The sequence below is a fragment of the Geminocystis sp. M7585_C2015_104 genome (assembly GCA_015295805.1).
Taxonomy (GTDB): domain Bacteria; phylum Cyanobacteriota; class Cyanobacteriia; order Cyanobacteriales; family Cyanobacteriaceae; genus DVEF01.
Genome location: DVEF01000065.1, coordinates 1 through 26215, shown reverse-complemented (window position 1 = coordinate 26215; position 26215 = coordinate 1). Strand labels below are relative to the sequence as shown.

The 26215-nt window shown below is 45.3% G+C and carries 25 protein-coding genes; 18 read left to right on the top strand and 7 right to left on the bottom strand.

Annotation, left to right across the window (positions count from 1 at the left end):
* Positions 1-78: 78 nt before the first annotated feature.
* Positions 79-1050 carry a bifunctional riboflavin kinase/FAD synthetase gene (locus IGQ44_07675; protein ID HIK37854.1) on the top strand — a complete coding sequence of 324 codons (972 nt, stop codon included), beginning with the start codon at positions 79-81 and terminating at the stop codon, positions 1048-1050.
* On the opposite strand, the gene IGQ44_07670 is transcribed toward IGQ44_07675, so the two are convergent.
* From IGQ44_07670 to IGQ44_07655, 4 genes are read right to left on the bottom strand one after another with little or no spacing between them, the layout of a single operon-like run.
* A complete protein-coding gene (locus tag IGQ44_07670) occupies positions 1043-1708 on the bottom strand; it encodes a DUF2301 domain-containing membrane protein (protein HIK37853.1) in 666 nt (221 codons plus the stop codon). The genes IGQ44_07675 and IGQ44_07670 overlap by 8 nt on opposite strands.
* A 12-nt stretch (positions 1709-1720) precedes the next feature.
* Positions 1721-2497, bottom strand: coding sequence for an SAM-dependent chlorinase/fluorinase (locus tag IGQ44_07665; GenBank protein ID HIK37852.1), 777 nt, complete (start codon positions 2495-2497; stop codon positions 1721-1723).
* 15 nt (positions 2498-2512) lie between these two features.
* Complete coding sequence (locus tag IGQ44_07660) at positions 2513-3055, bottom strand: DUF2062 domain-containing protein (GenBank protein HIK37851.1); 543 nt, start codon at positions 3053-3055, stop codon at positions 2513-2515.
* A gap of 22 nt (positions 3056-3077) precedes the next feature.
* Entirely contained in the window at positions 3078-3590 is a 513-nt protein-coding gene (locus IGQ44_07655) for a hypothetical protein (GenBank protein ID HIK37850.1), read from the bottom strand.
* A gap of 162 nt (positions 3591-3752) precedes the next feature.
* Between IGQ44_07655 and IGQ44_07650 the strand changes: the two genes are divergently transcribed.
* Entirely contained in the window at positions 3753-4670 is a 918-nt protein-coding gene (locus IGQ44_07650) for a zinc ABC transporter substrate-binding protein (protein HIK37849.1), read from the top strand.
* 229 nt (positions 4671-4899) lie between these two features.
* Here IGQ44_07650 and IGQ44_07645 read toward each other — a convergent pair whose 3' ends face one another.
* On the bottom strand, positions 4900-5346 hold the full coding sequence (locus tag IGQ44_07645; GenBank protein ID HIK37848.1) for a DUF3038 domain-containing protein: 447 nt from the start codon (positions 5344-5346) through the stop codon (positions 4900-4902).
* Between IGQ44_07645 and IGQ44_07640 the strand changes: the two genes are divergently transcribed.
* Complete coding sequence (locus IGQ44_07640) at positions 5347-6156, top strand: biotin--[acetyl-CoA-carboxylase] ligase (protein HIK37847.1); 810 nt, start codon at positions 5347-5349, stop codon at positions 6154-6156.
* 375 nt (positions 6157-6531) lie between these two features.
* On the top strand, positions 6532-7536 hold the full coding sequence (locus IGQ44_07635; protein HIK37846.1) for an RNA polymerase sigma factor, RpoD/SigA family: 1005 nt from the start codon (positions 6532-6534) through the stop codon (positions 7534-7536).
* Between the two features lie 39 nt (positions 7537-7575).
* Here the strand turns inward: IGQ44_07635 and pruA are convergent, their stop codons facing one another.
* Together pruA and IGQ44_07625 are read right to left on the bottom strand one after the other, a co-directional pair.
* Positions 7576-10560, bottom strand: coding sequence for an L-glutamate gamma-semialdehyde dehydrogenase (gene pruA / locus IGQ44_07630; protein HIK37845.1), 2985 nt, complete (start codon positions 10558-10560; stop codon positions 7576-7578).
* Positions 10561-10678: 118 nt separating this feature from the next.
* The gene (locus IGQ44_07625) at positions 10679-11992 is read right to left on the bottom strand and encodes an ABC transporter substrate-binding protein (GenBank protein ID HIK37844.1); all 1314 of its coding nucleotides are present in this window, start codon (positions 11990-11992) and stop codon (positions 10679-10681) included.
* A gap of 178 nt (positions 11993-12170) precedes the next feature.
* Here IGQ44_07625 and IGQ44_07620 point away from each other — a divergent pair, with 178 nt between their 5' ends.
* From IGQ44_07620 to IGQ44_07555, 14 genes are all read left to right on the top strand, one after another.
* Positions 12171-12512, top strand: coding sequence for a histidine triad nucleotide-binding protein (locus IGQ44_07620; protein HIK37843.1), 342 nt, complete (start codon positions 12171-12173; stop codon positions 12510-12512).
* Between the two features lie 119 nt (positions 12513-12631).
* Positions 12632-14551: a long-chain fatty acid--CoA ligase gene (locus IGQ44_07615; protein ID HIK37842.1), complete on the top strand. Its 1920-nt coding sequence runs from the start codon at positions 12632-12634 to the stop codon at positions 14549-14551.
* Positions 14552-14574: 23 nt separating this feature from the next.
* Positions 14575-15006 (top strand): hypothetical protein, encoded by a 432-nt coding sequence (locus tag IGQ44_07610; protein HIK37841.1) that lies wholly within the window; start codon positions 14575-14577, stop codon positions 15004-15006.
* 91 nt (positions 15007-15097) lie between these two features.
* Positions 15098-16057: a glycosyltransferase family 2 protein gene (locus IGQ44_07605; GenBank protein ID HIK37840.1), complete on the top strand. Its 960-nt coding sequence runs from the start codon at positions 15098-15100 to the stop codon at positions 16055-16057.
* A 124-nt stretch (positions 16058-16181) separates the two neighbouring features.
* Positions 16182-17177, top strand: coding sequence for a PstS family phosphate ABC transporter substrate-binding protein (locus IGQ44_07600; GenBank protein ID HIK37839.1), 996 nt, complete (start codon positions 16182-16184; stop codon positions 17175-17177).
* A gap of 82 nt (positions 17178-17259) precedes the next feature.
* Positions 17260-18189, top strand: coding sequence for a phosphate ABC transporter permease subunit PstC (gene pstC, locus IGQ44_07595; protein HIK37838.1), 930 nt, complete (start codon positions 17260-17262; stop codon positions 18187-18189).
* A 60-nt stretch (positions 18190-18249) separates the two neighbouring features.
* Complete coding sequence (gene pstB, locus IGQ44_07590) at positions 18250-19047, top strand: phosphate ABC transporter ATP-binding protein (protein ID HIK37837.1); 798 nt, start codon at positions 18250-18252, stop codon at positions 19045-19047.
* Positions 19048-19058: 11 nt separating this feature from the next.
* On the top strand, positions 19059-19982 hold the full coding sequence (pstA, locus tag IGQ44_07585) for a phosphate ABC transporter permease PstA (protein ID HIK37836.1): 924 nt from the start codon (positions 19059-19061) through the stop codon (positions 19980-19982).
* Between the two features lie 23 nt (positions 19983-20005).
* On the top strand, positions 20006-20926 hold the full coding sequence (gene pstA / locus IGQ44_07580; GenBank protein HIK37835.1) for a phosphate ABC transporter permease PstA: 921 nt from the start codon (positions 20006-20008) through the stop codon (positions 20924-20926).
* A gap of 51 nt (positions 20927-20977) precedes the next feature.
* On the top strand, positions 20978-22234 hold the full coding sequence (locus IGQ44_07575; GenBank protein ID HIK37834.1) for a D-alanyl-D-alanine carboxypeptidase: 1257 nt from the start codon (positions 20978-20980) through the stop codon (positions 22232-22234).
* 131 nt (positions 22235-22365) lie between these two features.
* The gene (rplU, locus tag IGQ44_07570) at positions 22366-22731 is read left to right on the top strand and encodes a 50S ribosomal protein L21 (GenBank protein ID HIK37833.1); all 366 of its coding nucleotides are present in this window, start codon (positions 22366-22368) and stop codon (positions 22729-22731) included.
* A gap of 42 nt (positions 22732-22773) precedes the next feature.
* Complete coding sequence (gene rpmA / locus IGQ44_07565) at positions 22774-23040, top strand: 50S ribosomal protein L27 (GenBank protein HIK37832.1); 267 nt, start codon at positions 22774-22776, stop codon at positions 23038-23040.
* Between the two features lie 26 nt (positions 23041-23066).
* Positions 23067-24512, top strand: a complete 1446-nt coding sequence (locus IGQ44_07560; protein ID HIK37831.1) for an aminotransferase class I/II-fold pyridoxal phosphate-dependent enzyme — start codon at positions 23067-23069, stop codon at positions 24510-24512.
* 93 nt (positions 24513-24605) lie between these two features.
* A partial coding sequence (locus IGQ44_07555; GenBank protein HIK37830.1) for a CoA-binding protein occupies positions 24606-26215 on the top strand: 1610 nt, incomplete at its 3' end.

Here is a 26215-nt window from a genome sequence, read left to right as displayed (position 1 = left end):
TTCCCATAACAGTTGACAATTTTTGGAGTCACAATAAAATAGTTAAAGATAAGTTTTGCCTAACAGTTAGTTGTCGTGATTACAATTGTAACTTACTCCCAAGTTCCTCCCAGTAATAGGGCGATCGCCCTTGGCAATTTTGATGGTCTTCACCGGGGACATCAGTGTGTAATACTGCCCATACTAACATACAAATCAAAAAACATAAAAACGGCAGTGGTTACCTTTATTCCCCATCCCCAGGAGTTTTTCACTGGTGAGAAGAAAAAACTGCTTACTCCTCTAGAAGAAAAGGCCAAAATTCTGGGACAATTGGGTGTAGAAGAGTTAATTTTATTACCTTTTGATAGGGAGTTAGCCTCTCTTACCCCCCAACAATTTGTCGCCGATGTTTTACACAGGGAAATCGGTGCTGTTTTTGTCAGTGTTGGGGAGGATTTTCGTTTTGGCTACCGGAGACAAGGAAAGGCCAAAGACTTAGAAAATATAGCGAAACGATATGGAATAGAAGTCAATATTACCCCTGAACAATCCATTGTTTTACACGGAGAGAAAAGACGTATTAGTAGCTCGTTTATCAGGGAATGTTTGCTGGAGGGTAGGGTAGAAATTGCTAGGGAAATGTTGGGGAGAGAATATCAAATTCAGGGGAGGGTTATTGAGGGTAAAAAATTGGGAAGACAAATAGGGTTTCCCACGGCAAATTTAGAAATCCCCCCAGACAAATTCCTTCCCCGTTATGGGGTATATCAAGCCATGGTAGAATTGCCTTTTCCCTTAAATGGCCGAGGACAAGCCCACAACAACAATAGTAGCATTGTAGCAGTGGTAAATATTGGCAAACGTCCCACTGTGGATGGAGAAACTGTCACAATAGAGGTACATATTCCCAATTGGTATGGAGATTTATACGGGGAAATTCTAAATGTGCGTCTTATGCACTTTATCCGCGATGAGAAAAAATTTACCTCCCTAGAGGAGTTAAAAAAACAAATCGCCAACGACTGTAAGACGGTATTGGATAATTACTTTTTAATGTCTCCTAGTTGATTGCCCGTTTTTGTTTTTTTAATTCTCTTTGTTTTGCCAGGTATTCAAACACAGACTTGTCTCCTATATCTGAAGGAATATCCTGACTGTATTTACGGAGAATAAAAATCAAAAACAGAAAGCTCCAGACTGTGAGTAAAAAGCCGCCAAACTTGGGGGTTAAAATTCCTGTAATATAGGAGAGGATAGTGACGGGCACAACAAAACTCAAGATTTTCGCCTCCAGGCGATTAAAACAAAATGCCTCCTTGATAAAAATCCCCGTCAGACTTACAAAAACAAATCCAATCCCAAGCAAGCAGGGAGGATGATTGGCTACATACTCTACTAAATTATAGTCACTGGTAAGCAGGAAAAACAATGTGAAGCTCAATCCCACCATCCAGGCTATTCTCAATATACTGCGAAGGGTTTGAAGATAAATATGAATAGTCTCCAGACAAATTCCTAAGCCCAAAATAAACAGGAAAAACAACAGAGTCAAAGCCAATTCGGTGGCAGTATTTAGGCCCCTCCATAAAAACAAAATACTGCCGAGGGAAAAACTCAAACCAGTAAGAGTTAAACCCAAACGATAAACAATGACTTCTAGTTTATCCGCCGAGGTAATCTGATAGGGGCCAAATTGTCCTTGGTATACTGGGGATTGTGGACTCATGGTCATTCAATTTTAACTGTAAATTTTAACCGTGATGGTATCGCCATATTCCTTGTTCAAAAACATTTTAGCACTTCCCTGATTGACGGCTATTTCTAGATACCCATGACTGCCAATTAACGCCACTAACTGGTTAACCCCAACACTGCTGTAGGTTAGCCGGTGGGGTATTGTTATTTCTTTGTCCACCACACACCAGTTTTTATTTTCTAACAGTTTTGCCGGTATGTTAGTTATCAGGTTGCCATAAATATCAATATACTGAATTGCCCCGATTATTTCTGTAGATTTTACCTGTAAAGGAGGTAAAGGAAGTCTAATTAATTCCCTTTCCTCCAGCTGATTGCCCAGCTGTTGTAGGGGGATTCCTTTGCTTATATATGCTGCCACAGGTGCAAAAATGTCTCGCCCATGGAAAGTGTTACTGGGATTGGGGATTAGCCAGTATTTACAATTAGTTAATTCTCTGATTTCTTTGATTTTATAATTGTTAATGACCCCAGTAAAAATACCATTATTGGGGCCTACAAGTATCCCTCTATCAAAGGAGATAGCCAAAGGTTTCCTCTCACTGCCAACTCCCGGATCTACTACAGCCAAATAAATGGTATTGTCGGGGAAAAAGGGGACAGATTCCTGCAGGGCAAAACTGGCGGCAAAAATATTTTGTCGGGGGATTCCATGGGTTAAATCTACCAAAGTAACGGAGGGATTAATACTATAAATAACCCCTTTCATCACCCCCACATAAACATCCTGAAGTCCAAAATCAGTCAATAAGACAATCATAGATTCTGTGTGTATTTAGTTAGATTGTCTACGCCAACGGTGTAGAAAATAGAGTAGCCCATAATAGGCGATGATAGCAGAAAATAAACCAACTACCACTGAACCGAATAAGAGAGTTGCAGCTATTTCACTCCCCTCACTACGCCAATCATCTACAGAATTCCACTGAAAATCCAGTTGGCGATTATCCGTAAACAAACCAATCAAAAATTTGCCCACCTGGAAATTAAAAAGAAACAGGGGCACATAAGTAAATGGATTACTAATAAAAGTACCAGCTAGGGCAGAAAATTTGTTACCTCTGAAGATAAATGCCAGAAAAATACTAATAGCAAATTGAAGTCCCATTAAGGGCAAACACCCGGCGAAGACTCCCACGGCCAATCCCCTGGCTAAGCGTTGGGGATGTTCTTTTATTCGCAACAGGCGCCATTTAAAATATCTGAGATAACGCCATAATGTTGGGGCAGGTTTACTATTCTTTTGTTGGAGAAATTTCTGCCTATTTCCAAGCAATGGTTTGTGATAATAAAAAGAGGAGCGTGAAGAGTTTTTCATACTCACAAATCAGGGGCAAGAATTAGGGATCAGTAGTCTCGTAGCCTTGTAAATTTTCTGGGTTGAATTGGCGGATAATTTCAGTAGCCTGGTTTTTGATATTATTATCTCCCTTGACTACTACAATGTACTTGCCGGCATTGAGACGATTGCGATAAGATAGGGCATCCCCACTGCCAGATGTAAATCCGATACCACCTCCTACAAAAATACTACCGAGCGCCCCACCAATGGCGCCTAAAAAGCCGCCGATAATGTGATTCCAGGGCTTTCCGGCCCAGGCAAAGGCGTCTATAGTAGTAATAAGGTCAAAAGTATAACCGGCAAAAAAACCAAAGGGAATCAGCCATATTGCCATCCTAATAGCATTTTTCCGTGCCTGCAAGGAGGGGTCAATAAAACCAAATTCGTCGGCGCCTTTATAACCCTTTCCTAGAATAGACATTTGTGTAGTGGGGATTCCTGCCTTTTCCAATGCGGTGTATACCTCTTCTGCCTGTATTCTGTCAGATAATACCGCTACCAGATACTTCATACCTTTTGTACCCTCGGCTTTATCTGTATGTTTTTGATTTTAGCTCCTTGGAGGCACTGCAGTTATAACGGCTATCCAATCATATACTTAGGCTTTATGAAAAGATTATGAAAAGTCTCTTCAGTCAGTAGAATATGAAGAGATTATGAAAAGGAGAGAGAAATGAAAAAATGGATATGGTGTGTGTGTTTATTGATACTGATAGGGGGGTGTGAAAGACAAGCCAATCAGCCGGGGGGAGATAAAGGGGGGATAAGAGTAGTATCTGCCAATACGATTATTGCGGATTTTACCCAGGCTGTTGGTGGGGGTAGGATAAATCATACTAGTCTGTTAAAACCGGGGGATGACCCTCACGTATATGAGCCTGTGCCCAAAGATAATATAGAATTGGAAAGGGCAGACATAGTATTCTATAACGGCTACAATCTGGAGGCTAATCTAATCAAACTGATAAAATCCACTAATGTAAGAGGCAAGGCGGTGGCTGTTGCCGAGACAGAAAGGATAAAACCCATGGAAACAGAATATGAGGGCAAAAAACAGGTAGACCCCCATGTATGGATGGACGTGAAAAATGCCATAATAATGGTGGAGACTATCAGGGATGAACTGATAAAAACCAGTCCCAAAGACGAGGCAATTTTCAAGGAAAACGCTGCTGTACTGATACAACAGTTGCAAGACTTAGACAATTGGATAAGACAGCAGATAGCGAGTATTCCTGTAAGTCGGAGGAAACTGATAACCACCCACGATGCCTTTCAATACTACGGTAGGGCTTATGGTATAAAAATACTAGGTACACTAATTGGCATTAGTACGGAAGAACAGCCCAGTGCCCAAACTGTAAGAGAATTAGTGGCGAAAATCAGAAACAGTGGAGTGGAGACTGTTTTTGTGGAAACCAGCATTAATCCAAGACTGATGGAAACAGTGGCGGTGGAAGCTGGGGTGAGGGTAGCTTCTGAGAAACTCTATTCCGACTCTCTTGGCAAGGGGGGGGGAGAAGCAGACACCTATGTGAAAATGATGAGATGGAATACCAATGTCATCGTTAAGAATCTTAAGGGGCAGTAGAACACAGGATAACACAAAACTAGGTTTTATTGTCTGTCTGCTGTCATATTCCTCTCCTAAACCGTGTCTTCTTCCCCATCCTGACAATAACCCGGACAATGGTGCTAACAATTGAAACAATTAAGTACAATCATAAAGGCAAAAAAAACCCACACCCCCACCCTGTTTCAACTACAAGGACTTTCCATGGTTCCAACTTTCACTCTATTTTAGTTAAACATAGTTCCCTTTAAAGACACTGCAACTGGGAGTGGAGATAGCGTTTGCCGGCCCTGCTACTATAGAATAATAAGTCTGTCAACACTTTCAGGGCAATAGAATTAATATTCTTACCGGACAAATTCAGGGGGAGGAATTCTTCAGAGGTAGACAGGAGAGAAAATCGTTCAAGATATTCTTTTACCAGGCCATAATATTTTCTCTGGGCCGGGGGGATTTCTGCCTGTTGTTCCACCAGAGAACATGCTCTTCTGATCAATTCTTCATAATTTTGTAACAGCCTTGCTAAATAATCAATTACTAAATCTAACTCCAATTTACTAATAGGAATAATACGAGATTCAAGAGGAATACCTAAAGCCAAAATAGCTAAATAGATAAGTCTAAGTCTGTTGGGGGTTTCAGAAACCTTTTTGGGAGCTATAAAATTATCTAAATCCTCTTGAGCCTGTTGCATATGAGAAAAGAAGAGTACTGGCAAAATATAGGCGAAAATGGGATTAAGGTCTATTTATACGATAGCCTAGATTCTACCAATAACCAAGCCTGGAGACTAAGGCAAGAGGAAAATAAGGAATTTCCCCTAGTGGTGATGGCAAAAAGACAATTAGCAGGAAAAGGACAGAGAGGCAAGAGGTGGGAATCTAGGGAGGGAGGATTATATCTAAGTGTAGGATTAAATTTGAATTTGCCAGTAACAGCCCTATCTCATCTTACAATCTTTAGTGCAGCGACCATTGTCGAGACTTTTAATCAGCAGAATATTCCTGTGAGAATAAAATGGCTTAATGATTTGGTTTTAGAGGAGAAAAAATTGGGGGGAATTTTATGGGAGACAAAAACAGAAAATAAGCTAATCACCGCGGCAGTAGTGGGTGTGGGGCTCAACTACGAAAATACACCGCCTCCCGGGGGAATCAGCCTACAGTCCTACTTTTACCACACAATTGCTAAAGAACCACCCCCACTACAATTTTTGGCTCGCCAGGTCATTTACAGTTTGATTAAGGGCTATAATGATTATTTAAATTCAGGAATAGAAAGTATTATTAATACCTATAATAAGTTTCTTTTTCACCTTGACAAAGAAGTAAAATTAGGGGATAATAGAGGAAGGATTTTAGAAGTGGACAAGGGGGGGGATTTACTGGTAAAAATGGAAGCAAAAAATGCACAGACAGTAGTAAGGCTATCTCCGGAGAAGTATCAGCTCAGCTACCAAAAAGAGGCCGAAGGCGTCTATAGAATAAGCCGGAGAGGAAAGTAATGGGGAAGATGTGTTAAACAAAGACAGAAAAGGGGTAAGCTAAAATCATAAGGAGGGATAGCCAAAAGGACAAAAGTGCGTATAGCCCTACCCGAAAGAGCGGGAATCACACAAACGCCAGCCCTAGCAGAGGTGGGGCAAAGCTGTCATCATAGTAAGTGAGACCACCCACGGGGCGTCGGCCCCGGTCCGATACTATTGTAACCTAGAGCCGGGTGGGAGAGAGAAAAAAATGAACTTTTGTAACAAAAATGCCGTCTAAGTAAGAGTAAAATAGAATCTATCGGTCTGGGGAAGCACTAGAAAGGGAAAAGGTAGCCCTTGCCGCCAACCATTTCAACACTCAGAGCTGATTAAAAGGAGAAGAGAAGCCCTATGTCCAACGCCAAGATAAACGCTAACCTAGTAAAGGTAAGCGAATCAGACAAGAGAAAAACCAACACTGTAGATATGGTTCGCACCTATCTACAGGAAATCGGGAAAGTTCCTCTTTTAAGCCACGAACAGGAAATCCTGTTTGGCAAGCAGGTACAGCAAATGATGGCTATGTACAAGATAAAGGAGGAACTGACCAAAGAATTGGGAAGGGAACCCACCCTAGAGGAATGGGCGGCAAAAGCCAACAAAACCCCCAAGGAGTTACAGAAAATCCTCTATCAGGGCAAAAGGGCAAAGCAGAAGATGATTGAGGCCAATCTGCGGCTGGTAGTGGCCATAGCCAAGAAGTACCAGAAACGCAACATGGAGTTTTTAGACCTAATTCAAGAAGGGAGTCTAGGACTAGAAAGAGGGGTGGAAAAGTTTGACCCCACCAAGGGTTTTAAATTCTCCACTTATGCCTACTGGTGGATTCGTCAAGCCATTACCAGGGCCATAGCCCAACAGGGCAGAACCATCCGTCTTCCAATCCATATTACCGAAAAATTGAACAAAATCAAGAAGACCCAAAGGGAATTGTCTCAAAAACTGGGACGCAGCCCAACCCCGGCAGAAATCGCAGAAGCCCTAGACCTAGAACCGGCGCAAATACGAGAGTACTTCAGCATTGCCCGTCAGCCCATATCCCTAGACGTGAAGGTGGGGGACAACCAAGACACGGAATTGTCAGAATTGCTAGAGGATGATGGCGTATCTCCAGATAATTATATTACCCAGGAGTTATTGCGTCAAGACCTACAAAAACTGTTGGGAGAATTGAATCCCCAACAACAACAGGTGGTAAAACTCAGATTCGGCCTAGAAGACGGGAAAGAATTGTCCTTGGCGAAAATCGGGCAAAGAATGAATATCAGTCGGGAAAGGGTACGTCAACTGGAACAACAGGCTTTAGCCCATCTGCGCAAGAGGAGAAATACCGTCAAGGAATATGTGGCAGGCTGATGGATGACACCCCCCCTAGGGGGGATAGTGTCTGTCAGGTTAGTTATCTATTCCCTGGATGGGGGCAAAGCCATGACGCTGAACATTCTCAGTGACTACCTTAGGCTCTACAAATTGTAGCAGATAATCAGGGCCCCCAGCTTTGGAGCCAATGCCAGATAGTTTGAAACCCCCAAAGGGTTGTCTGGCAACAATGGCGCCGGTAATGCCCCGGTTGATGTAGAGGTTACCTACCTCAAACTCCAGCCTTGCCCTTTCGATGTGGGCGGGGGTGCGGGAATAAAGGCCACCGGTGAGGGCATAGTCGGTATTGTTGGCTATCTGTAGGGCCTCGTCAAAGTTTTCCGCCTTGATAACCCCTAACACTGGCCCAAATATCTCCTCCTGGGCGATAGTAGCATTTGGCTTTACATCTGTAAAAACGGTAGGTGGGACAAAGTAGCCCTTACTGGGAATAGGCAGTTGTAGGGCAAGGGAGGCCTCTTGTTTCCCTATTTCTATGTACTCCAGGATTTTCTTCTGGGCCTTGGCATCAATAACGGGTCCAACTTTGGTACTCGGCAGTCTGGCATCCCCCACATTAAGGGATTTTACTGCCTCTAAGAGACGTTCTACAAATGTATTATAAATGCTCTCCAGGACAATGACACGGGAACAGGCAGAACACTTTTGGCCACTATATCCGAAGGCGGATTGTACTACACCCGTAACGGCCTGGTCTAAATCGGCACTCTCATCGATGATGATAGCATTTTTGCCCCCCATTTCTGCAATTACCCGTTTGAGGTGTTTTTGTTTTGGTTGGACTATGGCTGCCTGGGCGTAGATTTGACAACCTACCTCCCTGGAGCCAGTAAAAGCTATTATGTGTACATCTGGATGTTTTACTAGGTATTCTCCAACCTGGCTGCCTCTGCCAGGAATAAATTGAAATACCCCCCTGGGAATGCCAGCCTCCACCAGAATTTCTGCAATTTTGGCCCCAATTACACTGCTGGGGGCGGCGGGTTTCAAAAGGGCACAATTGCCGGTCACCAAAGCCGCCACAGTCATACCCGTGGCAATGGCTAGGGGAAAATTCCAGGGGGGAATAATCACGGCAATACCACGGGGCTGATAAAAGTAGCGGTTAGTCTCCCCAGGCACATCATAATTATATCCCTGGGTCAGTCTTTCCATCTGCCAGGCATAATAACGACAAAAGTCTATGGCCTCCGATACCTCCGCATCTGCCTCCCTCACCACCTTTCCTACCTCATAACATATCCAGGCGGTCAACTGGTGTCGTCTGGCCTCCATAATGTCAGCAGCTCTTCTGAGGATGTTTGCCCTAACGGTGACATCCGTCTTACTCCAAGTCTTAAACGCCTCTTTGGCACTAGCTATGGCTTTTTCTGCCTGGTCAAGGTTAACTAAGCCCACTCTGCCCACCACCTCTTCCCCATTGGAGGGGTTGAGAGAGTCTATATAGTCTTCCGTCTGTACATACTCCCCATTAATGAGAGGCAGATAAGTCTTGCCCAGTTGATTGTGAACTTTTGTTAAAGCCTCTCTTATACGATAAGTATTAATCTCCCGCCCAAAGTCAGTATCAGCGGCGGCACCATATTCATTCTTGTCCAGAATGGTGAGGGGAAGAGTTTGAGGAGACACGGTAGGGGGTTTTATCAATTCCTCTACCGGTTTTCCCTCCGCCTTTTGCCGCAAAAAGGAAGTATTGGCAGTGTTTTCCAGTAGACGACGAATCAGATAGGCCATCCCCGGTAATAGTTTACCATAGGGGGCATAAACCCTTACCCTATGTCCCCGTTTTACTATAGCTCTGGCCAAATCCTCTCCCATGCCATAGAGAATTTGACACTCAAAACTCCCCTTGGGAATACCAAGGGTTTCGGCAATGGCAATAGCCTTGGCTTGGCTGCGAACATTATGGGAGGCTATGGCTGCATTTAGATACTGATGATTTTCCAAGAGAATAGCAGTAAGATTCTCATAATTGACGTCTGTTTCCGCTTTTTGAGTAAATACGGGGATTTCCCAGTGATTTTGTAAGGATTTAATCACCTCTTGATCCCAATAGGCCCCCTTCACCAAACGCACTGTTATTGGACTTTCCCGTTTTTTCGCCCATTGTAGCCACCGGTGCAAGTCTTGCTCTGAATCCCGTAAATAAGCCTGTAGAGTAACGCCAATATCGGTTCTCTGTCTGAATTCCTCCTCCAGCAACAAGTCTTGTAAGATGGCGGTAGTAACATCCTTGTAAGCATACTGTTCCATGTCAAAGTGCACCGCCACGCCAAAATCGTGGGCATGTCTTAAAAGAGGGCGCAAACGCTCACATACTCTTTGTTTACTTCCCTCAAAATCGAGGGGATCGAATTGGGAGTAAAAAGCAGTCAACTTGACAGACACCTGGACTTTGGGTAGAGGTTGGCCGTCGGCAAGATCGACTTCTGGTATAGTAGGCCATGTAGTTGCCTGTGTTCCCAAGTGGGAAATCAAGTCCAGATAACCCTGTAGGTAGGAATCTGCCTCTTTCTCCGTTATAACCGCCTCCCCCAACAAGTCGATGGAAAAGGTCATTTTCTCCTTCCGTATTCTTTCCACCACCTTGATGACATCTTTGAGAGTCTCCCCGGAGATGTACTTATAGGCCAGAGTTTCTACTGCCTTGACAATGGTTGCCGCCGCCAGGGAAGCCGCAGGGGATTCGGGGGAGGTAAAATTGATAAGGGCTTTTAATTCTCCTGGCAATTCCACCTCTTCTGCCGTCAAATACTGTTGTAAGTGTCGTATTACCTCTCCCTTACTCCTCAATGCTGGCAGAGTGTCAATAAAACGAAACAATTGCACCCGCAATCCTGGATTGGCCATTGCCCAGGCCATTAATTTCTCATCCAGCTGCAGTTGTTGTTGCCACTGCCGGAAGATATTTTTTTCCTTCGTGGCCGCCACTAATTCCCTGGCCACCAGTTGCGTTTTTTCCTCATATTTTGCTCCTGCCAACTCCCGACTGCCTACCATAGTTTTTACCTATTTTTTGTTACTAAATATACTTTTTACTCGGGAAATTTCCTCAGCCCAGTGGAAAAATTGCACTGACTTATTCCCCTTATAGACCCCTGGATTATAACATGGTTTCTTAGGTGTTAGACTCCAGGTATACTCTTTTTTGTGCCTCTTCCAGGGCCTGTTTAGCGGACATTTTTCCTAGTAAAACAGATTCTATTGCCCTGCCTAAATTTTCAGAAATCAGGGGGTAATCAGCTATAATAGGCCGGGATTTGGCATATTTCATTTGTTCTAAAAATACCTTTATTACTGGATTTTGTCTCAAAAATTCCTGGTATTCTGTACTTTGTTGAGCCTTGATATTAATGGGGAGATAGCCTGTAGAGATAGCCCATTTTTTCTGGAAATCCTCACTTAGAATATATTCGAGGAATTTGAGGGCAGCCTTTTCTCTTTCGGGAGTGGTTTTAAAAACAAACAGATTTTCTCCCCCCAAAACCGTGGCAGGTTTTTCAATCACTGGCAGGGGAAAAACATCGTAGTCAATACCACTTTGATTTAATTGTGCCAAAGTCCAAGGCCCTGTGATTTGCATTGCCACCTTGCCGGCAATAAAATTGTCCAACTCGTATCCCCTGTCTGGTGCCGACAAAATTGCCACCTTCTCCTCTACTAATTCCCTCCCCAAAGATAAGGCTTTTTCTATTCCTGGATTGGTCAAAGTAGGCTGGTTGTTGGCACTAACAATTTCTCCATTAGCGCTGAAAATAAAAGGTAGCCAAACAAAGACTGTAAATTCTCCCTTGCCTACTGCTAATAGAACCCCATTTTGCTCAGCAATGCCATCGTTGTTGGCGTCTTTAGTTAGCTGTTTTGCCACTTGTTTAAATTCCTCCCAGGTGGTAGGCAATTTTGTTATGCCAGCCTCCTTAAACAGACTTGGACGATAGAAAACGGCAGTGTTATTGGTGGCAAAGGGAACCGACCAAATATCTCCATCTAATTCCATAGTTGGCAGCATAACGGGGTCGATTTCATCTTTTATCGGCAAATTATTCCACCAATCTTGTAGGGGTTTTATAGCCTGTAACTCCACTAGTTTTCCCGTCAATTGAGGCACATACCAAAGAATATCCGGAGGTTGATTTCCCACGATGGCCGCAATTATTTTAGGCAATTGCTCATCCGGTTGCCCAATGTATAATGCCTCCACCTCTATATCTGGGTTTGCTTGATTAAATTCCGCCAGTAACTTGTTAAATATTTCTCTATTCTCCGGAGGGTTAATGCCATGCCATAAAACTATCTTAGTGACGTTTTCACCTCCGTCAACGTTTAAGTTTCCCCCACCACAACCCCCTATAATAATCAGACAAAAAAATAGAGGAATGATTCTCCTAAAAATGGTGTATTTTACCTTAGCAAAAATCCCAAGTAAATCCATAGTATTTCTCAGACTTAATTTAATTTAAAATACCGGTTTTATTATAACATATAAAAAGAAAAAGGTGAAAAAAAAATAGAGGGGGGCAAGCAGGGAAGGAAGGGGAAAAAAGACTTGACAAAAGTGAAAAAAGCTGATAGATACCATTGATAGATATCAGGAAAGTGGAAAAGAAAAAATGAGTGATACAGTTTTTGGGAAAATCATCCGCAGAGAAATACCAGCAGACATAGTGTACGAAGACGATTTGTGCATAGCCATAAAAGATATCAACCCCCAGGCACCAACCCATATTCTGGTGATTCCCAAAAAGCCTATCCCCCGTCTAGACAACGCAGAAAAGGAAGATGAGAGTCTACTGGGGCATTTGTTGTTGACGGTGAAAAAAGTGGCAGCAACAGCTAACCTCACCAATGGCTATAGGGTGGTAATCAACAATGGCCAAGATGGGGGCCAAACGGTAGAGCACCTCCACATACACATTCTAGGAGGTAGACAGATGAAATGGCCTCCTGGTTGAAAAAGACAGAGCATCAGGGAGTAGATATGTGCCAGTAGAGAATCTATCCCAATGGATAATGACGGGGAAATAGAGGGAAATATAAGATAAAAAAAAACACAAACCTGCCAACAATAACTATGAGCAATAAGACTACCCCTGATTATTTTTCTCTCAATTATCTTGGACAATTGTGGGATTTATTGCCCGAATACGCCGGTACAACCCTGGCCTTGTGGGCTCCACATCTTCAACCAGAAGTGAAATTAAACTATACCCAACTGGCAGAGAAAATAAAACAATTTGCAGCTGCCTTACAATCTCTAGGGGTTGCGGCAGGGGAAAAAGTCTCTCTAATAGCCGATAATAGCCCCCGTTGGTTGATAGCAGATCAGGGGATAATTGTCAATGGGAGTGTAGATGCAGTACGTTCGTCCCAGGCAGAAAGAGAGGAATTGCTGTACATAATAGAACACAGTGATAGTATAGCCCTGGTGGTAGAAGATGAGGCAACCCTCAACAAACTACGCCCAGAAATAGAAAAATACCCCCTAAGGTTTGTTGTGATTTTATTTGGCAAGAAGCCAGAATATGAAGCCCAGCCAGTGTACGATTTTGAGGAATTCCTGCAAATAGGTGCAACTCATGACTTTATTCCCCCCGACATCCATAAAGACTGCCTGGCAACCCTGATATACACCTCCGGCACCACAGGAAAACCAAAGGGGGTAATGTTGTCCCACCGCAACCTCCTACACCAGGTATGCTATCTGGAGCATATCATCCAGCCTAGGATAGGAGATAGAGTGTTAACTCTCCTGCCTAGTTGGCATTCCTACGAGAGGGCAGCAGAATACTTTCTATTCTCCAGAGGCTGTACCCTAATATACACCAGCATCCGCCATTTTAAACAGGACCTAAAACAGTATAAACCCCATCACATGGTAGGAGTGCCCCGTTTGTGGGAGTCAGTATACGACGGGATACAAAAACAATTCAAAGAAAAGAGCCCCCTACAACAAAAGATAATAAACTTCTTCCTAAGAGCATCAGAAAAATACCACCAGGGGAAACGTCTGGAAAAAGGTTTAGACTTACAAAAATTGCAACCAACCCCCCTAGAAAGACTAAAAGGAAAATTACAGGCACTATTATACTATCCCCTCCATAAACTAGGAGACAGGTTGGTGTATAGTAAGATAAGAGAGGGGGTAGGGGGGTGTGTAAAAACCTGGGTAAGCGGAGGGGGCTCATTAGCCGTACACATAGACAACTTCTTCCAAATAGTAGGCATTCCTCTGATTGTGGGCTACGGCTTGACAGAAACCTCCCCCGTCACCAATGCCCGTCGTCTCCATCGTAACATCGTTGGCTCTGCTGGACAACCACTGCCAGAAACAGAAATCCAAATTGTTCATCCCGAAACCCACCAACCTCTCCCTCCCGGCGAGAAGGGCTTGATCTGGATTCGAGGGACCCAAGTAATGCAGGGGTACTATAAAAACCCCACGGCCACTGCTAAGGCAATTAACGAGGAGGGATGGTTTGACAGTGGGGACCTAGGGTGGGTAACGCCTATGAATGATCTGGTGATTACGGGAAGAGCCAAGGACACAATAGTACTAAGCAACGGGGAGAACATTGAACCTCAGCCGTTGGAGGATGCCTGTCTCCGTAGTCCCTACATCCACCAAATAATGATAGTAGGGCAGGACCAAAAGCATCTAGGGGCATTGATAGTACCAGACTTAGAGGCAATTAAACAGTGGGCAAAATCCCAGAATCTGAATCTCAACCTGCCTTCCCCCAACGCCACCAGGGAGGAAATACTCAATAGTGACTTGTATAGTACTCCAGTATTGAACCTGTTTAAACAGGAATTGAATCGGGAAATCAAAAATCGCCCTGGCTACCGCCCAGACGACCGTATTGCCGTATTTGAATTCATTGTAGAGCCCTTTTCGGTGGCTAATGGCATGATGACACAAACCCTGAAGATTAAAAGGGCTGTTGTAACTAGCCACTATCAGGATATTATTGATTCCATGTTTAGCAAGTAAAATCATAGTAGTTTTGCAGGAAGATGGATTTGAAAAAATTGATTCTTAAACGCCCAGTAAATGTCAAAGTAATCGTCACTCCCGCCTGGCAAGAGGAAGTGCAACGGCAAATTCAAGCCCAAATCCAACAAATTGACGATAATCTACTACAATTAGACCAACAGGCTCAACAGGCTATCGCCGAAATCAGACGACAGGCTACCCTACAAGCCCCACAGCAAATAGAAAACATCCAAGCACAAGTAAATCAAAGAAAGGCCGAATTGCTACAACAAAAAAACCAACTGTTGCAACAAATGCAACAAGTACAAATGTTGGAAATAGGACAAGAAGTAATACAAGGACAATTCGAGAGCTTGTTTGAAATACAAGTAGGTGATAACATAGTGGAGAAACTAAATGTGGAAATAGTGGTAAGGGACGGGATTGTAGAAGAAATTAGAGGCACCGTCTGAGTAAATGTCTTTTCGCTGACAAAAATAAGTCCCTAAAATGAGAATTGCCCAGGAGATTTAACTGTTGGCTGATTTTTAGGCCAGTCTCGTTATGGTTGCATCTTCCCCCCCACAGTTGTCCATAATTGTACCCTGTTACAATGAGGCAGAAAATATTCCCCTCCTTTTCTCCCGTCTGACGGAAGTTTTAGCCTCTCTCCAGGTCACCTATGAGATAATCTGTGTCAATGATGGCAGTGAGGACAATAGCCTGCAAGTACTACTTGAATACCATAAAAGGGATCCCCGAATCAAGGTTATAAACCTATCTCGTAACTTTGGTAAGGAAATTGCCTTGACTGCCGGTTTGGATTATGCCAATGGTAAGGCGGTAATACCTATTGACGCGGATTTACAAGATCCCCCAGAATTGATTGTAGAACTGGTAGCCAGGTGGCAGGAGGGCTATGATGTAGTCAATGCCACCCGTAAATCCCGTAGGGGAGAATCTTGGCTGAAACGGAAAACAGCAGAGTGGTTTTATGCCATCATTAGCAGAATTAGCAACATCCCCATCCCCCCCAATACCGGCGATTATCGTCTGTTGGACAGGAAGGTGGTGGAGGCCCTTAAACTAATTCCCGAAAGGAACCGCTTTATGAAAGGTTTGTTCGCTTGGGTAGGGTACAAGCAGACGACAATTTATTTTGACCGATTACCACGCCATGGAGGAAAGACCAGCTTTAATTGGTGGAAATTGTGGAATTTTGCCATAGACGGCATTACCTCCTTCAGTTCAGTTCCTCTTAAAATCTGGAGTTATTTGGGATTATTTATATCTTTAATTTCATTTCTATACGGCTTATTTATAGTCGTAAAAACTATTGTTTTCGGAGTGGACGTACCCGGCTATGCCTCCACAATTGTTGCTATTTTGTTCCTGGGGGGCATTCAATTAATTTCCCTGGGGGTGATAGGAGAATACTTGGCAAGAATGTATGAGGAAGTTAAACAAAGACCACTTTATCTAATCCGCGACACCTATGGCTTTGATGAAGAAGGACAATTTTAACCTAAATTTAACCTTAGATTAAACTGGATTTAATTTTAACGAGGTAGACTCAGTTCGGAAACAAATAAGTAAAAAACAAAAGTCTTAAAGGCGAGAAAAACACATAACCAAAAAAGGAGTGGCTATGAAAACCAAAAGCAGGATGATGGGTGTTGTAGCGGCTACCGCCACCGCAGTGGCCCTGGCGGTGGGTGTGATGCAAAAAGAAGCTGACTCTCAGGGGGCAAAAACCATCAAAATCGACGGGTCTAGCACCGTATTCCCCATAACCGAGGCAGTGGCGGAAGAATTCCAAAAACAGAAAAAAGGCAGCGTTAGGGTGACAGTGGGGGTATCTGGCACCGGTGGGGGTTTTGAAAAATTCTGCAGCAGTAACCCTGGTGTGAGAACAGATATTTCAAACGCCTCCCGTCCCATAAAGAAAGAAGAAATAGAAGCCTGTCAAAAATCTGGGGTAGAATTCATAGAATTGCCTGTGGCATACGACGCTCTGACGGTAGTGGTTAATAAAAACAATAAGGCCATCGACTCTATTACCGTTGAAGAATTGAGAACTATTTGGAGTAAGGAAAGCCAACAAAAAGGCATAAAAAGATGGAATCAGGTCAACCCCAAATGGCCCAATGCCGAGTTTAAACTCTATGGTCCGGGTTTAGACTCCGGCACTTACGACTACTTCAAGGAAGCCGTTCTGGGCAAAAACAATGACATCAGAAGCGACTTCACCCCCAGCGAAGATGATAACGTGTTAGTACAAGGGGTGGCCAGAGACCCCAACGGGATGGGCTATTTCGGTTTCGCCTACTATGAGGAAAACACCGATAAACTGAAAGCCCTAGCCATTGTCAACCCAGAAACCAAGAAACCAGTATTGCCAAGCGCTCAGAACGTACTAAACGGCAGCTACAAGCCCCTGTCCCGTCCTCTGTATATCTACGTGAGCAAAGCCTCTGCCAACAAGCCAGAAGTGAAAGAATTTGTAAAATTCTACCTCCAGAATGCCGCTAAGTTGTCCAGACAGGTAGGATATGTGCCCTTGCCGGCAGAAGACTACAGGAAAGCCCAAGCCCGTTTCGACAAGGGAGAAGTTGGCAGAGTTCCTCTAAGGGCCGGCCTGTAGTACCATAGAGCCAGGGGGGTACTGTCCCCCCCTTTTTAAATGGCGTGGTTTGAGTCCCATTAGCAACCCCCCGTAGGAAACAATGGCAAAGTCGGAAACTGTATTTTCGTTTACAAAAGTCTCGGCCAGCAGGAGAATTAGAGACATAAAAGAAAAGGCCATAGAAGTAGTACTGTTTTTGGCGGCCTGTGTCTCGGTTTTGACCACTGTTGGCATTATTTTTCTCCTGATAGAGGAGTCGTTTTTATTCTTCCAAAAAGTATCTTTGTGGGAATTCATAACGGGCACGGAGTGGACACCCCTTTTTGCTGAGCCCCGTTACGGCATTTGGGCCCTGTTGTCAGGCACTATCACCACCTCCGCCATAGCCCTGGTGGTTTCAGTCCCCATGGGCACCATAATAGCTATCTACCTGAGTGAGTTCGCCCCGCCAGGAATAAGGGAAATTTGTAAGCCAATACTGGAATTGTTGGCGGCAATTCCCACTGTGGTTTATGGTTATTTTGCCCTCCTGTTTGTAACTCCATTGTTGCAGAAAGTGTTCCCGGAACTGCCAGGGTTTAATATGCTAAGTGCAGGAATAGTAATGGGGTTGATGATCGTGCCTCTGGTAAGTTCCCTGAGTGAGGACGCCATGAGGGCAGTGCCAGTGGCTCTGAGGGAGGGGTCTTTTGCCATGGGAGCAACTAAACTACAAACGGCAATAAGGGTTGTATTCCCGGCCGCCATCTCCGGTATTGTTGCTTCCTACATCCTGGCGGCATCCCGGGCAGTGGGGGAGACAATGATTGTGGCAGTGGCCGCAGGGTTACAACCGAACTTCACCTTTAACCCCTTCAAGTCAGCAGCCACCGTCACCGCATACATAGTACAGGTGTCCTTGGGGGACTTGCCTCGTGGGACTTTGGAGCACCAGACCATCTTCGCCGCAGGCTTGGCCCTGTTTGTGATGACTCTGGTCCTGAACATTATAGGCTACATGTTAGCTAAACGCTATCGTGAAATTTACTAGTACACTGTAAAAAGAGACCCTGTTGTGGCAACCTGCTTAAAGTAGAGGAGATAGGTGACAATGGTAGAACAAGAACAAGGACAATCCATGGTGTCCGAAAGGCCTCCCGTAGTAGCAGAGGTGGTGGACTTAAATTTCTTTTATGGCGGCTTTCATGCCCTGAAAAACATCAACTTCTATATTCCCGCTAATAAAGTCACTGCCCTCATTGGCCCCTCCGGCTGTGGAAAGACCACACTACTTAGATGCTTCAATCGAATGCATGACCTATACCCGGGCAACCGCTATGAAGGGGGCATCCTAGTAAATGGTGAGAATATCATCTCCCCCAAGGTGGACCCCATAGAGGTGAGGATGCGCATTTCAATGGTATTCCAGAAGCCGAATCCCTTCCCCAAGTCCATCTACGAAAATGTGGCCTATGGCCTAAGAGTCAGGGGAATTAAAGATAAAAGTTACATTGACCAAAAAGTGGAAGAAGCCCTGAGGGGAGCAGCCCTGTGGGATGAGGTAAAGGACAGATTGCACGAGTCGGCATATGCCCTTTCCGGGGGACAACAGCAAAGGTTGTGTATCGCTAGGGCTATAGTAACAGATCCGGAAATCGTTTTGTTTGATGAGCCGACCTCTGCGTTGGACCCCATCGCCACCAGAAGCATTGAAGAGTTAATGGTCTCCCTCAAGGAAAAGGTGACAATCATTATTGTAACCCACAGCATGCAACAAGCAGCCCGTTTCTCTGACTATACCGCCTTCATGTATATGGGAGAACTGATTGAATTCAACGACACCAAGACCATCTTCAACAATGCCTCCCACCCCCAAACCCAGGAGTACATCAGTGGTAAGATAGGCTAAGGGCTTGTAGTATGACAAATTTAAAACTGGAAGACATTAAGGAGAATATCAAACGCCGTCAGATAGCAAGTCAGATTTTTGCCATTGTAGGGCTGTTGTTGATTTTCTTTGCCCTATTTACCCTCTTGGCCTTGACGGTGAAAATGTTTATAGACGGCTTGCCCCGCCTCAGCTGGAAGTTTTTTACCAGTTTTCCTAGCAGGAGGGCGGAGGAGGCCGGCATTCTTTCTGCCTGGGTGGGTACGGCCGTGGTAATGTTGATGACGGCTGTGTTTGCTATTCCCATCGGCGTGGCTTCTGGGATATACCTGGAGGAGTACGGCAAAAAAGGCTGGCTGGCGGCACTGATTGAGGTCAACATCAGTAACCTGGCAGGGGTGCCCTCTATCATATATGGGCTTTTGGCTTTGGGGCTATTTGTGCAGGATTGGAATCTAGGAGAAAGTATACTGACGGCGGGGTTGACCCTGTCTTTGTTGATTCTGCCAGTAATAGTGGTAGCCACTAGGGAAGCCATTAAGGCCATTCCTAACAGTCTGCGAGAAGCGGCCTACGCCCTAGGCGCCAGCAAGTGGCAGGTGATTTGGGATCATCTCCTTCCCTATTCCCTGGGTAGCATCCTAACTGGGATAATAGTAGCTCTATCCCGTGCCATTGGCGAAACTGCACCCCTCATCACCATCGGGGCTTTGACCTTTATCGCCTTTCTACCAGATCCTCCCTTCAAATCAGAATTTCCCTATATCTCCTTTGCCTGGCTAAAGGCTCCCTTCACCGTGATGCCTATACAAATGTTTAACTGGGTATCGCGACCTCAAGCAGCTTTCCAAGCAAACGCCGCAGCCGCAGGGGCAGTATTGGTAGTCATGACTCTCCTGATGAATGGTGTCGCCATTTATCTCCGTTATAGGCTCAGAAAAGGTCTCAAGTGGTAGCTTGTATTACTTGGTATTGAGGAATGGAGGTGGGGGACATGGAGAGCAGAGAAAATCTAAAATACCGAAGGTGGGCGGAGAAGATTTTTGCTATTGTAGCCGTCACACTCATTGTCTTCGCCCTAATAGTCCTTTTAGGCCTCACGGCGGGGATGTTTATTGATGGACTGCCGAGGCTCAATTGGCAATTTTTTATGAGTTTTCCTAGTCGTCATGCCAAAGAGGCGGGGCTACTCTCAGCCTGGGTGGGAACAGTATTGGTAATGTCCTTGGCTGCCCTTTTTTCTATTCCCGTGGGAATAGCTGCTGGGATATACCTAGAAGAGTATGGGAAGGACAATTGGTTGGCAGGATTAATTGAGGTTAATGTCACTAACCTGGCGGCTGTACCTCCCATTATCTACGGGCTTGTAGCCCTGGGGATTTTTGTCCAATCCTGGAATCTGGGAGAAAGTGTCTTAACAGGGGGTTTGACCGTGGCCCTGTTGATGTTGCCAACAGTAGTAGTAGTCTCCAGGGAGGCCATTAGGGCTATCCCCGCCAGTTTGAAAGAGGCGGCTTACGCAGTGGGCGCCAGCAAATGGCAGGTAATTTGGGATCATGTTTTGCCCTACTCCCTGGGTAGTATTCTGACTGGTATAATAGTGGCCGTCTCCCGGGCCATAGGAGAAACAGCCCCCCTAATCACTGTGGGAGCCCTCACCTATATTGCCTTCTTGCCAGAAGCCCCCTTTACCTCTAAGTTCCCCTTTATATCCTTTCAGTGGCTACAGGCCCCCTTCACGGTGGTGCCCATTCAAATGTTTAACTGGATTTCCCGCGCGAGCACTGATTTTCAGGCCAATGCTGCCGCCGCAGGTGCCGTTTTGGTGCTCCTTACCCTGTTTATGAATGGGGTTGCTATTTATTTACGTTACCGGTTGAGAAAGGCAGTCCAATGGTAGAATAGCCCCACTAGCTAGTGGAATTGGCTAGGAGTCGTTTCAGTAGGCAACATGTGGATTGCTGAGCTTTTGGGCTTTTTACTATCCCTATTTTCCCCCCAATCTCCCCAAAAACCACCAGTAATACCCTGGCACCGGGCGGAGATATTTCAATTAGACACCACCCCTGACACCCGAGTTCAACGGGTTTTGCAAGAATATCTGGACACCCTCTCCAGTCAGGGATTATCCTCTTCTCAACAAGGTATATGGGTACAATCAGACTGGGCTATTCATGCTAATCATAGGGGGAAAATACCCGCACCGGCAGCATCCCTCACCAAAATTGCCACCACCATCGCCGCGTTGAAAACCTGGGACTTAGAACATCGTTTCCTCACTCGCATTTACACCACCGGCAATATCCAAGAGGGTGTGGTTAAGGGGGACATAATAGTAGAAGCAGGAGGGGACCCCCTTTTTGTATGGGAAGAGGCCATAGCCCTAGCCAACCGCCTAGAGAAATTAGGCATAAAAAGGGTAGAGGGGGATTTAATAGTTGTGGGCCACTGGCAGATGAACTTCCAAGACAACCCCCTCAAAAGCGGCGAAATGTTAAAACAGGCCCTAAATGCCCAAAATTGGTCCCCCGCTATTGAAAAACAATACCGGGAAATCCAAGAATCTTTTAGCCGTCCCCAGATTGTCATAGGGGGCTCAGTAAAAACAAGTAACCGAAAACCCGGTAACTCTCAGCTGCTACTAACCCACCAATCCCTAACCCTGAGGGAAATACTCCGACTGATGAACGTTTATAGTAACAATCATATAGCCGAAGCCCTAGCTAGACAAATGGGAGGAGGAGCCAAAATAGCCACAATAGCCTCCACAGTGGCAAAGGTCCCACAAAATGAAATTATCCTAGTAAATGGTTCATGGTTGGGAGAAGGCAACCGCATTTCCCCCCGGGCGGCCGCTAGAATGTTAATGGCCCTAGACATGATGTTGGAAGACACTAATTACAATCTGGGGGACCTATTTCCTGTAGCAAGTATAGACTACAAAGGAACTATAGAACACCGTAAGATTCCCAGGGGTATACCCTGTAAAACTGGAACTCTAGCCGTAGTCAGTGCCCTGGCAGGGGTTATACCCACCGCAGAAAAAGGCAAGGTGTACTTTGCCATTGTAAACTACGGCAACAACCTAGATAACCTTAGAAAACAACAAGACACCTTCCTCCAAAAACTACAACAATTCTGGACCATTCAACCCATTATCCCCAACAGCCCCATTGATGTTAAATTTGGCATCCGCACCCCCAGTTGACATTCGCCAGAATTTAGGGGTACAATCAGAGATTGTGTCAATTAATCTGCTCGGACCAGGTGGGGAAAAAGGCAGTGCCTTGAAAAACACTGCTACCTGTACGGCAGTAAACAAGGGAAACTGAAAAACCTATGACATACGCCATAATCGAACTGTGCGGGAAACAACTGAAAGTCGAAGCCGGTAGATACTACGAGGTAGACAGAATCCATCAAGAAGTCAACAGTGAAATCACCATTGATAAAGTACTTCTCATAAACCACGAAGATAATATCCATGTGGGACAGCCTTACATCGAGAAGGCTACAGTAAAAGGCACTATCCTAAGTCACTACCGCGGGAAAAAAATCATCGTCTACAAGATGAGGCCCAAAAAGAAAACCCGCAAAAAAAGAGGACATCGACAAGAGTTAACCCGTGTAATGATAGACTCTATTAGTCTCGGTGAAGATATCCTGGCTGCTAAACCCGCCCAAGCCCAAACCCAAGCAGCCTAAGGTATTGTAAAATACAAACAGTACGGTTGTAGGAGTGAAGCTATGGCACATAAGAAAGGTACTGGTAGTACGAGGAACGGCAGAGACTCAAAAGCCAAACGTCTAGGTGTCAAGCGCTTTGGCGGCCAATTTGTTAAGGCCGGTAACATCCTAGTACGTCAGCGTGGCACTAAATTCTACCCCGGCGAAAACGTCGGTAGGGGCAGCGATGACACTCTCTTTGCCCTCATTGACGGGGTAGTTAAATTCGAGTACAAAAGAGGTAAGCGTAAAAAAGTAAGTGTTTATCCCGTTGAAGCAGCGGCCTAGAGGTATTCATTTAAATATAATTACTGATGAATCAAGACCAGATGCCTCTCGTAACTAAGCTGGCAGAAGTAGCCGGAAGACGGGAGGCAGTTTTTTGTACACCAGGGCATAAGAAAGGCAGGGGCATCAATCCCACTCTCAGGGAATTACTAGGGGAAGCAGTTTTTCGTCATGATTTGCCAGAATTGCCAGAATTAGACAATCTGTTCCATCCCACTGGGGTGATACAACAAGCCCAACAACTGGCAGCAGAAACCTTCGGGGCGTCCCAAACTTGGTTTTTGGCCAATGGCACCACTTGTGGTGTTATTGCCGCCATTATAGCTACCTGTGGCGAGGGGAAGAAGATAATCCTCCCCAGGAATGCCCATCAATCAGCCATTTTCGGCCTAATCCTCTCCGGTGCTACCCCCATATTCCTAACCCCGGCCTACGATGCCAACTTCGACTTATGTTATAACCTCTCCCCCCCGCAGATTGCCAATGCCCTTGCCGCCAACCCCGACACTAGTGCCGTTTTGCTAGTCTCTCCCACCTATCACGGGATTTGCGCCGATTTGACCACAATAGCCCATTTTGTCCACCAGTATAACATACCTTTGATCGTAGACGAAGCCCATGGAGCACATTTTTCCTTTCACCCCTCCCTGCCCAAAAGTGCCCTGGCTTGCGGGGCAGACATAGTAATTCAGTCCACCCACAAAGTGCTAGGGGCGATGACTCAGGCAGCTATGCTTCACCTTCAGGGGAATATAGTCAGTCCCAACTTTATCACCGCTGCACTACAGTTAGTTCAGTCTTCTAGCCCCAATTATTTACTGTTAGCCTCCCTGGATGCTGCTAGAAGTCAAATGGCAACCAGAGGGGAGGCTTTGATGGCACAAACGGTAAACCTAGCCTCTTTTGCCCGTAATCATCTCAAGCAACTGGATTATCTACCAGTATTGGAGTTAAGGGAAACACGGGATGACTTCTTCGATTTAGATTCCACACGTCTGACAGTAAAGGTGGCGGATTTAGGGTTGACGGGCTACCAGGCAGATGACATACTCCGCAGTATTGGGGTAATTTGTGAATTGCCTGCCTTGAAAACTCTAACCTTTATCATCTCCCCTGGCAACTGCAAAAAAGACATTGAGGAGTTGATAAACGGCTTTAGGCAACTATCCCAATACCGACAGGCAAAAAAACAATCCTTTCTGCCACCACCACCACCCAATCCCCCACTCGTTATGACTCCTCGCCAAGCCTTCTTTGCCAAGAAAAAAACCAGGGTGAAACTCTCAGAGGCTATCAATTGCGTCAGCGGCGAAACTATCTGCCCATACCCCCCCGGCATACCTTTAATCTTACCAGGAGAATTGATTTCCCGGGAAACTATCCAATACTTGCAGGAAATAATACACCAGGGAAGTACCATTACCGGAGTCACAGATGCAACCCTACAAACCCTCTTGGTAGTAGCACAATAGCGGCTGTGTGAAATTGTTGTTAATTTTGGTGGAGATGGGGGGCATCTGAGTTAAGCTAAAGGTGTCCAACTAGGGATAGGGAAGGCAATTATTATGCTAAAGGATAAATCCCACGATGTGATGCGCTACCATCACAACCCCCTCAGTTTCATGTTCGCACCAAAATCAGTAGCCTTGATTGGCGCCTCGGAAAAAGAGAGAAGTGTAGGGCGCACCCTACTTTGGAATCTCATAAGTCACCCCTTCGGTGGTACAGTATATCCCGTCAATCCCAACCGCAAAAACGTAATGGGCATTAAGGCCTATCCTACCATAAAGGATGTACCAGAGCCCGTAGAATTAGCAGTTATCGCTACACCGGCAGCCACTGTACCAGATATAATTAGGCAGTGTGTGGAAGTAGGCGTGAAAGGGGCAATTATTATCTCCGCCGGTTTTAAGGAAATAGGCCCCAGTGGGTTACAATTAGAACAGCAGATACTAAAAGAAGCTAGAAAGGGCAATCTTAGAATTATAGGGCCCAACTGCCTCGGTTTGATCTGTCCTCCCACCGGCTTAAATGCCAGTTTTGCCAGCAGTAACCCCCTAAAAGGCAATGTGGCATTTATCAGTCAAAGTGGAGCCTTTTGTACAGCTATTCTAGACTGGAGTTTAAGGGAAAATCTGGGGTTTAGTGCCTTTATCTCCATAGGCTCCATGTTAGACGTCGGATGGGGAGATTTGATCTACTATTTTGGCGATGATCCCCTCACCCAGAGTATAGTAATATATATGGAATCAGTGGGGGATGCCCGTTCATTCATCTCCGCTGCTAGAGAAGTGGCCCTATCCAAACCCATTATTGTAATCAAAGGAGGACGCACCACTGAGGCCGCTAAAGCTGCTGCCTCCCACACCGGCGCCATGAGTAGTAGTGATAGGGTCTTGGCGGCTGCTTTCCGTCGTTGTGGCGTATTACAAGTAGATACAGTAAAAGAAATATTCAACATGGCAGACTTGTTAGCCAAGCAGCCCCGCCCAAAGGGTAATCGTTTGACCATTGTAACAAATGCCGGGGGACCGGGAGTACTGGCGACAGATGCCCTCACCTGGGGGAAAGGCAAGCTAGCCGAGTTGAGTGAAACTACTATGGCCGCCTTGAATGAAATACTACCGCCCCATTGGAGTCACGGCAACCCCATTGATATTCTAGGGGATGCTACCCCAGAGCGTTATGCTAAAACCCTAGAAATAGTGTCTCAGGATCCCAACACAGACGGTTTTTTAGTTATTCTAACACCCCAAGACATGACTGACCCCACTGGCACTGCCATTGCCCTAACCAAAGCCGCCGAAAAAGTCAAAGGCAAACCCATTCTTGCCAGTTGGATGGGGGGTAACAGTGTAGCCGAGGGGATCGAAATCCTAAATCGGGCCAACATATACACTCAACCCTACCCCGATGATGCCGCCCGTTTATTTAACCTCATGTGGCGCTATAGTTATAACCTAAAAGGACTATATGAGACCCCCAGTTTATCAGAATCTTCCCTCGTATACAACAACTCCCATCGTACTGAGGTCAATAATATCATAGAAAAGGCACATAGTCAGAATCGCACTCTACTAACAGAATATGAGTCAAAACGCCTTCTTAGTATCTATGGAATCCCCACTGTAGAAACCTTCACCGCCACCACCGTAGAGGAGGCCATCGGTATTGC